The sequence below is a fragment of the Halobacillus sp. ABA4_118 genome (assembly GCF_056160205.1).
The window spans coordinates 778,487-789,816 of sequence record NZ_JBSWWS010000001.1 but is presented as its reverse complement, the minus strand read 5'-3'; the positions used below and the strand labels follow the sequence as shown (position 1 = coordinate 789,816).

Annotated in this window: 12 protein-coding genes; 7 read left to right on the top strand and 5 right to left on the bottom strand. The window is 48.6% G+C overall.

The genetic code is table 11. From position 1 onward, the window contains the following. The first annotated feature begins 24 nt into the window (after positions 1–24). Entirely contained in the window at positions 25–1,131 is a 1,107-nt protein-coding gene (locus ACXAGL_RS03985; protein WP_474989963.1) for a glycosyltransferase, read from the top strand. 81 nt (positions 1,132–1,212) lie between these two features. On the opposite strand, the gene ACXAGL_RS03980 is transcribed toward ACXAGL_RS03985, so the two are convergent. The 4 genes from ACXAGL_RS03980 to ACXAGL_RS03965 form a co-directional block, all read right to left on the bottom strand. Then, a complete protein-coding gene (locus ACXAGL_RS03980; protein ID WP_474989961.1) occupies positions 1,213–1,908 on the bottom strand; it encodes an ABC transporter permease in 696 nt (231 codons plus the stop codon). Then, positions 1,905–2,753 (bottom strand): ABC transporter ATP-binding protein, encoded by an 849-nt coding sequence (locus ACXAGL_RS03975; RefSeq protein WP_474989959.1) that lies wholly within the window; start codon positions 2,751–2,753, stop codon positions 1,905–1,907. The genes ACXAGL_RS03980 and ACXAGL_RS03975 overlap by 4 nt, the downstream gene beginning before the upstream one ends. Positions 2,754–2,855: 102 nt before the next feature. After that, positions 2,856–3,851 carry a LytTR family transcriptional regulator DNA-binding domain-containing protein gene (locus ACXAGL_RS03970; RefSeq protein ID WP_474989957.1) on the bottom strand — a complete coding sequence of 332 codons (996 nt, stop codon included), beginning with the start codon at positions 3,849–3,851 and terminating at the stop codon, positions 2,856–2,858. A gap of 286 nt (positions 3,852–4,137) precedes the next feature. Then, on the bottom strand, positions 4,138–4,596 hold the full coding sequence (locus ACXAGL_RS03965; protein WP_474969603.1) for an Lrp/AsnC family transcriptional regulator: 459 nt from the start codon (positions 4,594–4,596) through the stop codon (positions 4,138–4,140). 226 nt (positions 4,597–4,822) lie between these two features. Between ACXAGL_RS03965 and ACXAGL_RS03960 the strand changes: the two genes are divergently transcribed. Genes ACXAGL_RS03960 through ACXAGL_RS03935 form a run of 6 tightly spaced genes read left to right on the top strand, consistent with a single transcriptional unit; the run spans position 4,823 to position 10,561 of the window. Continuing rightward, positions 4,823–5,797, top strand: a complete 975-nt coding sequence (locus ACXAGL_RS03960) for a tripartite tricarboxylate transporter substrate binding protein (RefSeq protein WP_474989955.1) — start codon at positions 4,823–4,825, stop codon at positions 5,795–5,797. A gap of 15 nt (positions 5,798–5,812) precedes the next feature. Then, a complete protein-coding gene (locus ACXAGL_RS03955; protein ID WP_474989953.1) occupies positions 5,813–6,301 on the top strand; it encodes a tripartite tricarboxylate transporter TctB family protein in 489 nt (162 codons plus the stop codon). Between the two features lie 15 nt (positions 6,302–6,316). After that, positions 6,317–7,831 (top strand): tripartite tricarboxylate transporter permease, encoded by a 1,515-nt coding sequence (locus ACXAGL_RS03950; RefSeq protein ID WP_035531786.1) that lies wholly within the window; start codon positions 6,317–6,319, stop codon positions 7,829–7,831. A gap of 2 nt (positions 7,832–7,833) precedes the next feature. Continuing rightward, on the top strand, positions 7,834–9,447 hold the full coding sequence (gene ggt / locus ACXAGL_RS03945; protein WP_474989951.1) for a gamma-glutamyltransferase: 1,614 nt from the start codon (positions 7,834–7,836) through the stop codon (positions 9,445–9,447). Positions 9,448–9,470: 23 nt separating this feature from the next. Beyond that, positions 9,471–10,034, top strand: a complete 564-nt coding sequence (locus ACXAGL_RS03940) for a chromate transporter (protein ID WP_160837893.1) — start codon at positions 9,471–9,473, stop codon at positions 10,032–10,034. Next, entirely contained in the window at positions 10,034–10,561 is a 528-nt protein-coding gene (locus tag ACXAGL_RS03935; RefSeq protein ID WP_474992329.1) for a chromate transporter, read from the top strand. The genes ACXAGL_RS03940 and ACXAGL_RS03935 overlap by 1 nt, the downstream gene beginning before the upstream one ends. A gap of 328 nt (positions 10,562–10,889) precedes the next feature. Here the strand turns inward: ACXAGL_RS03935 and ACXAGL_RS03930 are convergent, their stop codons facing one another. Beyond that, positions 10,890–11,312 (bottom strand): organic hydroperoxide resistance protein, encoded by a 423-nt coding sequence (locus tag ACXAGL_RS03930; RefSeq protein WP_027954908.1) that lies wholly within the window; start codon positions 11,310–11,312, stop codon positions 10,890–10,892. Positions 11,313–11,330: the final 18 nt, after the last annotated feature.

Below are 11,330 nucleotides of genomic sequence, written 5' to 3'. Positions count from 1 at the left end.
CTTTGAGGGAGGTCCATAGATGCTATGGAAAAAATAGCCGTCTTCTCCACAACCAATCGCAGGATTCCTTTTAATGACATTATCCCTTATTTTTCTGTCGAGAGCAAAACAATTGAAGAGATTCCTACCATTTCTTCTCATAAACTCGTCATTCTGGATTTCAGAGACTGGCAGAAATGTCTGGACGTCAGTATTCAAATCAGGGAACAGCATGAAAGAATCCCACTTCTTCTGATTGCCTGTCCGACCGCAAGTGTCAATTACAGTCGCTTGAAGGAAATTCCGGGCTCCGGTCCTGTGAAAATTCTCCGTTGGCGCGGGAAATTTGAGGATGAATTATGGGAAGGCATCCAGTCGATTCTCCATCCGGAATACCCCTCCAAGCCGAAGAACATCGTTTTCGTCCTGCCTATTTTTAACGAAAGCGAGCGGTTCAATCATGTGAAGGACTTTCTTGGCCAGCTCCACCTTCTCCTTGAACTGGGCTACACGAACACGAGCGTCCATTTAATCAATGACGGCAGTGTCGACAACTCCCAGGAACTCATCCAGCAGTACTACGACTACTTCAATGAATCTTCAACCATCATTCCATCCGTACAGCTCGTGTCCTCCTCTGATCTGGATCGTAATACAAGAAAAGCCGGTACGTACATCGAAGGCATGAGAAAGATCGATGCCGAATACTACATCTTTGTTGATGCGGATAACAGTTTTAAAGTAGAGGACATCGTCCGGATGATCAACATTCTCCAGACAGGGTATTATGATATGGTCCTCGGTTCCAAGGACTTTTCTTCAGAAAAGCGCAGTCCTGTACGCCATCTCCTCAGCTTCGGCAAAAGAACACTGACACGGACCTTTTTACCAAATAAAGTGTACGATTCCCAAACCGGCTTGAAGATGCTGAACCGGACAGCGGTCGATACGCTGCTTCCCCACCTTCACATCGAGACTGGTCTTGCGATTGACTTGGAAATGCTTTACCTCGCTAAGAAAAAGCAGCTGCGCGTCCTGCAGATGCCTGTCGAATGCATTGACCGTGAGGGGTCACACATCAACGTGTGGAAGGATTCCCTTCAGTTCGTGAAGTCGATGGGAATGATCCTTCAGTTTCACAGGAAGGTATAGGAAAATAGATAGACAGGCGGATGGAACAACTTCAGCGTTCCATCCGCCTGTTTTTCTTCTTATTTAATAGGGAGGTTTTTGCTAGCTTGTGAATGTCCGTTTATATACACCGACCGTTACCATAAGTGTAACCACCGTCCAAATCGCAATAATGCCGGCCGGTACCCATGAGATACGCTGACCGAGGTCCTCAATAAACAGCTGGATTTGATAGTTTGGCAGGTACTCAAGAAACGAAAGGAATTCATAACTCGCCATCAACGGTTCAAAAGTAACGTTCATTCCGAACAAAAGTAAAATCGGCATAAGAACGACAGAGGCTTCAATTAACGTACGGGTCAGCAGGCCGATCAGTGTTCCGAGGGTAATGTAGAAAACAAGGAGCAGGAGAAGCATGCCGGTCATCCACACAGGTTCTTGAATGGAATAGCCGACGATCAACAAGCTGACAATCAGTGTGGCAAGCGTCATGACAAACGTGACGAGGCTTTTGCCGGCTAGAATATCCAAGGTGGAAGCGGGCGACATCATTAAACTTCTTAGTGTATTCTTCTCTTTTTCTTCCGCAATCATCGCAGACTGGACAAAGGTCCCAACAGCCGCAAAGCTCAGCGTAATCACTAAGGTGACGCTGGCTGTTGTGACACCTTCCGCCTGACTCATCATGAAAGCCATCATAATCGGAAGAAAGATCGTGGAGGATACAAAGAGGTTCCGGTATAATTCCTTCAAATCTTTTTGGAAAATCGCATAAATCCGTTTCATTGAAAATGTCATACAAGATTCCTCCCTGTGACCTCTACGAAAATATCGCCGAGGGTTGGTGTATTCATCTCAATCGTTTCCACTTCGCTGTTCTTCATCCATTGGTAGATCTCCTCTGCACTTGCGGGTTCGTTCAGAAGCATGATTTCCCGGCCGTCTGTCAGTCCCACCATCAGATGTCCGTCACCGAACTGCTTTCTAAGCTTTTTCGGGCAGTCGAGCAGTTGGATACTTCCTTTATCCAGAAATGCGACGGTGCTGCAGAGCGTTTCCGCTTCATTCATATCGTGCGTCGTTAAGAAAATGGTCGTCCCCCGCTCATTTAAAGTCCGTAGACCGTGATGAATGTGCTGAGCGTTGGCCGGATCAAGAGCTCCTGTCGGCTCATCGAGGAAAAGGAGATCGGGCTGATGCAGAAGAGCACGGGCGAGCATCGTGCGCTGCTTCATCCCTTTGGAAAGCTTCGATACCCGCTTATTCTTTTCCGCTGTCAGATGAACGATTTCAAGGACCTCTTCGACTTGTGTAGAAGGCTGATCGTACAATTCGCAGAAAAGAAGGAGGTTGTCACGAATCGATAAGCGCTCGTATAAACCGCTCGAATCCGACATCACACCGATCCGCTTCAAATAATGGGGATGGTGCATATCTTTGGAAGGCACGCCAAAGACACGGGCTTCACCGGAAGTCGGGACCTGCTGGCCGGTCAGAATCTCAATGGTTGTCGTTTTTCCAGCTCCGCTTGGTCCGAGAAACCCAAAAATGTCTCCCTTTTTTACTGCGAAGGTTAAATCCCTCAAGGCCTGTTCTTTTCCGAATGTTTTTTGGACATGATTGACTTCAATAATGTGATCCATTTTCATTCCCCCGTTTCGCTTTGTTCTCCTTCAGATTACGGGAGATCAACGAAGCGCACAGCTGTTTTTGCGTAAACGGAGTCACCTGCCGGCTGAACGGAGCTATTTGAGGCCCAGTAGTTCCTTTAGTTCAGCCATTTTACCTTTGGAAAGCGGGACTTCAGTCTTTTCTGCGTTATCGAGCTGGAGGCTGTAGCTGTTTTTGGTCCACGTGATGACTTTTCGGACCTTCTGAAGATTCACGATATAAGACCGGTGGCAGCGGAAGAATCCGAACAGCTTCAATCTGGCTTCCAGATCATTCAGCGTGAACATTCCCTGGAAGGCTTCCCCGCGGATATGGACATATGACTGCCCCTGAGTGCTTTCAATGTAATCGACTTCAGGCGGGTCAAATAAAATCATGTTTTCCTGCACTTTAGTCGGGATTTTATGGAAGGTGACGGTTGCACCATCTGCTTCAGGCTCAGCGGACTCTTCGTGCTCTCTTTCCACTTTATGTATACCGTCCTGATGGAGACGGTGGGTGTGATCGCCCATCATAATGGCGCTCTCCAGGTTACTGGTCAAGATCATCACAGTTTTACCTTCTTCTTTCAGTCGTTGTAAGATCTTCATCAACATCTGTTTCGTTTCGAGGTCTACATTTTGATCGGGTTCCTCCATGAGAAAGAATGGAGGGTCCTGTAAAATGAGACAGCCCAGCTGTACCCGTTTTTTCTCAGAGAAGGTCAGTTTTTTCACCTGGTGGTGCTTAAGGTCAGTCAGGTGCGTCCAATCCATGACTGATTCCAAGGAAACGCTGGATTCGTAAAGGTCTCTGTGAAAACGGAACAGTTCCTTCACCTTCAAGCGTTCATAAAGAGGGGCATCCAGGCTGAGCAGTCCTAAAGGAATAGGAGAAGGGCAGCCATGGAAGGAAATACAGCCTCCAGATAACGCCTCGTCTCCAGTAAGAATATCAATCAGCCAGTGTCGGAGATCTGTATGAACGTAAACAGACACGACCTGTCCTGGTTCAATACGTAAATCAAATGGGGAAAAGATCGTCGTGCCGCCGCGGCTCTTTTCCGCCTGCGTAATCGTGAGACCGTCCATAATCAGTGCTCTCCTTTCTATGTAAGCTCTTTATTAGACATGATACAGCATATGGAAAAATTTAAGTAGGAAATTTCCCGGGAAATGATAGAGCTTGTCAAAATAGTGGTTGGTCCTAAGAAGATATAGAAGAGGAAATCCAGTGACAGGGGTCACTGGATTTTTCATGTTGAATGAAATCATTAGTTCAATGAAGGAAAACATATCCATGTCACTGTTTCGTATGAGGTCCGTTTGATCTGCAGGTATAGGGATTGAGGGATATGCTTTTACTCCACAGGAGGCCTTACAACTTGTACCCTTTCCTGCTTTTAAATCGTTTCAAAATAATTGAACTATCCACTCGGGTGATTCCTTCTACGGAGTAGAGTTCATCATTGATAAAGGCTTCCAGCATTTTGAAATCCTCCACAAGCACGTGCATATGAAGGGTGCTCGGTCCGGTCATTTGGTAGATACTTGCCACACTCGGATTGTCTGCCAGATTCTGGGCCACTGCCTGCAGATTCATTGGCTCGACATCGACTTCGAAAAAGGCGGAAATGTTTTGACCGAACCGCTCAGAATTAATGACGGCTGTAAAGTTTTCAATGACGCCTTTATTGATCAGGCTGTTGATGCGATCTTTGACGGCGACTCGGGAAATGCCGACTTTTTCAGCTAATTCCACATACGAAATTCGACCGTCCCTTACTAGTTCATCGACAATGGTACGATCCGTTTGATCAAACTCGTTACTTTTCATAGCAAACTCCTTCCACACTCATTATAGCAAACCACCAAGATGGAACAAACAGGTAATCATTTACTTTATGTAAGTGAATATAATCTAATTCAATCTTTTTGTAAGCAATTACACGGATTAATCTTTATTTTTGTTTGAAATTGTATTGACATAGGAACATGCTTTATCTAGTATATTATTTAATTCGAAATTATTTGAAAAATTAAAAATCAGAGGAGGGAGAGGAATGAACAAAATGATGGGGGCACTTATTCTTGGCGGCAGCTTAGTTTTATCTGCGTGTAGTTCAGCAGGGGGTTCGACGGAAGCAGAAGGAGAAAGCTATCCGGAACAGCCGGTTCAGATTGTTGTTCCGTGGGATGCCGGGGGAGATACCGATGCCATTAACCGTGTCATCGCTGAGGAGCTGGAAAAGGAACTGGACCAGGATGTCATTGTTAAAAACATCTCAGGTGGGAGTGGTGTCATTGGAGCTCAGCAGACGCTTGATGCCAAGCCGGATGGTTATACGCTTCTTGCGATTCATGATTCCATGGCCATGTCCGAATTGATGGGGCAGGCAGATTTCGGCTATTTTGACTTCCAGCCTGTATCGCTTATGACATCGACCTATGATCTTGTCGCTACGCACCCGGAAAACCCGTGGGACAATATGGAAGACGTCGTAGCTGATGCAGAAGGAGATCCGGAAAGCATTACATATGCTGCTTCCATCGGCTCTACTTCCCAGCTTGAGCCGGCGTTGATCCAAACCGCTGCAGATATTCAATTCAACATTGTCGGGTATGAAGGAACAGCCAAACGGATGAAAGCGATTGTTGCTAATGATGTGCACTTAGGCAGTGTATCGATTGCTGCTGGTAAGGAGTATATGGCGGATGACCGGATGAAGCTGCTTGGGTACACAGGTGAAGAGCGCAGTGCTGAATTCCCGGATGTACCAACATTGAAAGAACAAGGCATTGACGTTACCTCTGCAGTAAGCCGTGGTATTGCTGCACCGAAAGATACGCCGGAGGCAATTGTAGAGAAGTTGAGTGATGCTCTTCAAAACGTTGCAGAAAGTGAGTCATTCCAGGAAAGAATGGAAGAGCTCGGAAGTGAAGTCTCCTACAAAAATACAGAAGAATACGTTCAGTTCCTGGAAGAAAATGAAGTGGAAATGAAAGAGTCCCTTGAAACAAGCGGGCTGCTTGAATAAGAGGAGGCGTCTGACATGATGACCGTTAAAAGAGATGCCATGAATGCTGTAATCCTCTTAGCCTTTTGCGGACTGGCCTTTTACGGATCCACATTAATCCCGGAAAGAAGCCTCGGCAAAACCGAAGGAGACTTCTTTCCAAATATCATCATTGGTATCCTTGCCTTCCTGAGCCTTCTTTTGCTCGTGAAAAGTGTGTATGCGTATGTAACATCAGAAAAACAGCAGCGCACAGAACCAAAGACAAGCTTGAAAGAGCGGTGGGCGGAAGGGAAGAAAGTGTGGTACACGTTCGCTTTGTTTGGTGCCTACATCTTCATCATGCCATTAGCCGGGTACTTTCTATCTTCGGTTGCGTTTCTGTTCACGCTTTATCTGCTTCTATCATCCAACAGAAAGCGTCTCTGGCTTGTGCTGATCATTTCTATCGTTGTGACGTATGTCTTGAGTTTTATCTTCCAAAAGTTCCTGCTAGTCTTTCTGCCATCAGGAGTTCTTTTTTAAAAAGGGGTTTGAATAATGGATAGTATTTTATTAAGTTTCGAATCCATATTGAATATACAGACGATCCTCATCCTGCTTGCGGGCGTCGTTGCCGGGATCATTGTAGGAAGCATCCCGGGCTTTACTATAACAATGGGGGTAGCCTTGACGCTGCCATTCAGCTTCAGCATGGATCCGGTCAACGGAATTGCGTTAATGATGGGCGTACAGGTAGGGGGAAGCGCCGGAGGTTTGATTACCTCCTGCCTGTTCGGGATTCCAGGGACTCCTTCGTCTGTCGCAACAACGTTCGACGGCTATCCGATGGTGAAAAACGGAGAAGCTGGAAAAGCGCTGGCCATTGGGTTGTGGTCATCGTTCATCGGTACAATCATCTCCGGTATCATACTTATTTTCACCGCTCCGATTCTTGCGGAATGGGCGCTGGAGTTTGGTCCTTGGGAAATGTTCGCTTTGATGCTGTTTGGCATCAGTGCCATTGCCAGCTTGAGTGATGGATCCTTAATTAAGGGATTGATTTCCGGAATGCTTGGTATATTGTTCGCCCTTGTCGGCTCTGATCCGCTGACCGCGATTCCACGTTTTACATTCGGAATGTCTGAGCTCATGTCAGGCTTTAATTTCCTTCCGGTGCTGATCGGATTGTTTGCCTTTTCCCAGCTGATGAGTGATATCAAAAGACCGCCCGCTCCTGTTCCGTTCAGTGAGGCGTCCAACGTCAGCTACCCACTGCCGAAGCTTTTAAAGGATATGTGGTCGTCCGGAACGAATGTGATAAGGTCGAGCTTTATCGGGACACTTGTCGGTATTCTCCCGGCAGCCGGCGGGAGTATTGCGAATATCTTAAGCTATGATATTGCGAAGAAGTTTTCCAGGAAGTCTCACGAATTTGGGAAAGGGACAAAGGAAGGGATCATTGCAGCGGAATCTGCCAATAACTCGTCCATTGGAGGGTCCTTCGTCCCGATGCTCGCCTTTGGGATCCCAGGTGATGCCGTAACGGCGATGATGCTTGGGGCCCTGCTCATTCACGGCATTCAGCCTGGACCGTTATTGATGGAAAACCAGCCGGTTCTTGTCTATGGAATCTTTATTTCCTTCTTCCTGGCGGCGTTCCTGATGCTGATTGTTCAGAGCCTTGGGATTAAAGTGTTTTTGAAGATCAATAACATTCCCCAGCATGTGTTAATTCCAGTGATTCTACTGCTTTGCGTGCTCGGAAGCTTTGCTGTGAACAATCGTATGTTTGATGTGTGGGTGCTGCTTGCCTTTGGTTTGATCGGCTATTGGATGAAAGCCAATCTGTTTCCTCTGGCCCCATTCATTCTTGGCATCATCCTTGGTCCGATGATCGAAGAAAACCTGCGTCAGGCGATTTCCGTAAGTCCCGATCTGACAACCTTCTTTACCAGACCGATTTCAGCTGTGCTTCTGGTGATGGCCGCCGCGTCCTTAACGTACGGGATCATCAGCAGTATGAAACAGAACAAACCGAATGAATATGAACAAGAGAATAAGGAGAGTGCTTGATTATGATATCATTTAACCACCATGCCCAGCCCTATCCGGTCTCACGCAAGGCCGTCTATGCCAAAAATGGAATGGTCTCAACATCCCAGCCGCTGGCGGCGCAGGCGGGCCTCGACATTTTAAAGAAAGGAGGCAACGCCATTGATGCGGCGATTGCTACGGCCGCCTGTCTCACGGTTGTCGAACCGACCTCCAACGGCATTGGCGGAGATGCCTTTGCGCTGGTTTGGACGAAAGGAAAGCTGCACGGACTGAATGCGAGCGGGCGCTCGCCGCAGTCGATTTCCATTGACCAGGTGAAGGCGGATGGTCATGAGGAGATTCCGAAATACGGCTGGGTGCCTGTCACTGTACCTGGAGCACCGAGTGCCTGGGCGGAACTCAGTGAAACGTTCGGAAAACTTCCATTAGAAGAGGTGCTTGCACCCGCTGTACAATACGCGGAAGAAGGCTTCCCTGTTTCACCGACCCTTGCGAAATATTGGAACAAGGCTGTCCAGACGTTTGAAAAGGAACTGGAGGAAGACGTATTTTCAGAATGGTTCCATACGTTCACACCAAAAGGACGGGCGCCGAAAGCAGGGGAGATCTGGTCGTCCCACGATCATGCAGAAACACTGCGCTCGATTGGTAAAACGAAGGCCGCCTCTTTTTATGAAGGAGAACTGGCGGAGAAGATCGCTGCTTTTTCAGAGAAGCACGGCGGATACATAACGAAGGAAGATTTGGCTCAGCACCGCTGTGAGTGGGTCGATCCGATCCACGTCAACTACCGCGGCTATGATGTGTGGGAAATCCCGCCGAACGGCCAGGGGCTGATAGCGCTGCAGGCGTTGAATATTTTGAAGGGCTTCGAGTTTCCGGCCAAGGATTCGGTGGATACGTATCATAAGCAGATGGAAGCGATGAAGCTTGCTTTTGCGGATGGACAGAAACATATTACCGAAACTTCCTATATGAGGCATACGGCAGAAGATCTGCTGAGTGAATCCTACGGGGAGGAGCGCCGGCAGCTCATCGGAGAAGAAGCGCGTCAGCCGGAAGCGGGTGAACCATCTTTGAGCGGGACCGTTTATTTAGCGGCCGCGGACGGGGAAGGTAATATGGTTTCCTTCATTCAAAGCAACTATATGGGCTTCGGTTCAGGTTTGGTTGTCCCCGGCACAGGCATTGCCCTGCAGAACCGCGGGCATAATTTTTCCATGGACCCTGACCATGTGAATGCTCTAGAGGGTGGAAAGCGGACATATCATACAATCATTCCAGGATTTTTAACAAAAGGAAAAAACCCCGTCGGCCCATTCGGTGTGATGGGTGGCTTCATGCAGCCGCAGGGACATGTGCAGGTCGTCATGAATACCATCGATTTCGGATTGAATCCACAGGCGGCCCTTGATGCGCCGCGCTGGCAGTGGCTGAAGGATAAGCAGGTGGAAGTGGAACAGACCTTCCCCTCCCATATCGCCCAGCAGCTCGTGGATAAAGGCCATAACATCATGGTTCAGGTCGAGCCGAACAGCTTCGGCCGCGGGCAGATGATCTGGAGAGATCCGGAAAGCGGCGTCCTCGTCGGAGGCACGGAATCGCGTACAGATGGGATAACCGCGGGGTGGTAATTGAGGAGAAGGAGTTCTAAATCATGAGAACCTATTGGGATATCTTTATCGCCTTTTTCCGAGTCGGTATGCTCGGTTATGGCGGCGGCCCGGGGTCGATTCCATTGATTCATAAAGAAGTGGTGGACAAATACAAATGGGTAACCGCAGAGGAGTTCGGAGACATCCTGGCGCTCGGCAATACGCTCCCGGGCCCTATTGCAACAAAGCTCGCCGGCTATATCGGCCATCAGGTGAAGGGGATGACAGGGATGCTGATCGGGGTTCTGGCGACGATTATTCCGACCATCCTGCTGATCATCATTCTCTTAACCTCCCTGTCATCCATCAAGCAGTTTGACTGGGTGCAGGGGATGACAGCCGCCGTCATTCCCGTCGTTGGCGTAATGCTGGCGGTATTGACGTGGCAGTTCCTGGAGAAAGCAGGAAAAGGATTGGGGTGGCGGAACACGGTTATCGCTGCTGTCGTGCTGGTCATCCTGATGGAAGTGCTCTCGATCCACCCGGGCATCATTATCGGAGCCCTGTTAGTATTTGCCCTTGTGAAAAAAGATAAGCAGAAAGCGAAGGAGGCGGGAGCTTCATGATGATTTACTGGCAGCTTTTTCTCGCCTTCTTCATTCCCGGCATCCTCGGTTACGGCGGGGGTCCGGCTTCGATTCCGCTTGTGGAAAATGAAGTGGTCCAGAACTATGAGTGGATGGATGTGCAGGAGTTCAGTGAAGTACTTGCACTCGGGAATTCACTTCCCGGTCCAATTGCGACAAAAATGGCCGGTTATATCGGCTATGAAGTGGCCGGTGTGCCGGGTGCCTTTGTTGCGGTCTTTGCTACGGTGGCCCCGTCCTTGATTTTAATGATCATGCTGCTCGGCCTGTTGTTCAAGTATAAGGATTCACCAAAAGTGAAGCGGATGACGATGTATGTCCGTCCCGTGATTGCCGTACTGCTCGGCGTTATGGCGTGGAGCTTTTTCAAGGAGTCGTTTGAAGGCATCGGCTGGCTGCACACGGCCATTCTAATCGTGGCCGGCTACGTGCTGATGGAGCGGGTAAAGGTGCATCCCGCTTTCGTGATCGCCGGAGCTTTAGCCTATGGAGGATTTTTCCTTTGAATAGCAATAGAGAGGCCCCTTTTAAGGGGCTTCTTTTCGTGTGCATAAATAAGTTGTCACGAGGAGCGTTCGGTGGTGACGCCTGCGGGAACAGTGCGAGCCGAAGATCCACTTGGGAAGGTGATTTTCCTGACCAAGTTAGCTGAGGCCGTGCCCGCGGCAAGCACCCACCGATAAGCGGAACGGGACCCAAACCACAAGGAAGCTCGGGGGTTCGTCCGCGGAAAGGATGGGGATTTCGCTCCCGGCGGTAAGAAAGAAAAAAGCTTGTAAAGAAACAGGGGTTTCTCTACAAGCTGAGAGGTCCTTGAGAAAGGAGCTCTCTTTTTTATTTTGCCGTTGTTGTCAGTTTAACTTCAATATTGTTGCGAGTCGCACGGGAGTATGGGCAGACCTGGTGGGCTTTTTCAACAAGCTCTTCTGCTTCTTCCTGGGAAACGCCTTCGATTTCCACGGCAAGTTCAACAGCAAGACCGAAGCCTTCTCCTTCTTTCCCGATGCTTACGTTGGCTGTAATCGCAGATGTGATTTTTTTCTTCGCCTGAGAGGCAACGAGTTGAAGAGCGCTGTCAAAGCATGCAGAGTAACCGGCTGCAAATAGCTGCTCGGGGTTCGTCGCTCCTTCTTTTCCTGAGCCGCCAAGTTCTTTAGGCATGGATAGATCAAGGTTCAAGGTACCATCACTGGACGTGACCGTACCTTGACGTCCTCCCTGTGCTGTTGCTGCTGCTGTATATAAAGCTTTTTCCATTTTTCTTCACTCCTCATT

Excerpts from the sequence above, each read along its gene's own strand:
- ACXAGL_RS03940 (WP_160837893.1), top strand. The coding sequence starts at position 9,471 with ATGAGAACCTATTGGGATATCTTTATCGCCTTTTTCCGAGTCGGTATG.
- ACXAGL_RS03935 (WP_474992329.1), top strand. The coding sequence starts at position 10,034 with ATGATTTACTGGCAGCTTTTTCTCGCCTTCTTCATTCCCGGCATCCTC.
- ACXAGL_RS03950 (WP_035531786.1), top strand. The coding sequence starts at position 6,317 with ATGGATAGTATTTTATTAAGTTTCGAATCCATATTGAATATACAGACG.
- ACXAGL_RS03970 (WP_474989957.1), bottom strand. The coding sequence starts at position 3,851 with ATGGACGGTCTCACGATTACGCAGGCGGAAAAGAGCCGCGGCGGCACG.
- ACXAGL_RS03960 (WP_474989955.1), top strand. The coding sequence starts at position 4,823 with ATGAACAAAATGATGGGGGCACTTATTCTTGGCGGCAGCTTAGTTTTA.
- ACXAGL_RS03930 (WP_027954908.1), bottom strand. The coding sequence starts at position 11,312 with ATGGAAAAAGCTTTATATACAGCAGCAGCAACAGCACAGGGAGGACGT.
- ACXAGL_RS03975 (WP_474989959.1), bottom strand. The coding sequence starts at position 2,753 with ATGGATCACATTATTGAAGTCAATCATGTCCAAAAAACATTCGGAAAA.
- ggt (WP_474989951.1), top strand. The coding sequence starts at position 7,834 with ATGATATCATTTAACCACCATGCCCAGCCCTATCCGGTCTCACGCAAG.
- ACXAGL_RS03965 (WP_474969603.1), bottom strand. The coding sequence starts at position 4,596 with ATGAAAAGTAACGAGTTTGATCAAACGGATCGTACCATTGTCGATGAA.
- ACXAGL_RS03985 (WP_474989963.1), top strand. The coding sequence starts at position 25 with ATGGAAAAAATAGCCGTCTTCTCCACAACCAATCGCAGGATTCCTTTT.
- ACXAGL_RS03980 (WP_474989961.1), bottom strand. The coding sequence starts at position 1,908 with ATGACATTTTCAATGAAACGGATTTATGCGATTTTCCAAAAAGATTTG.
- ACXAGL_RS03955 (WP_474989953.1), top strand. The coding sequence starts at position 5,813 with ATGATGACCGTTAAAAGAGATGCCATGAATGCTGTAATCCTCTTAGCC.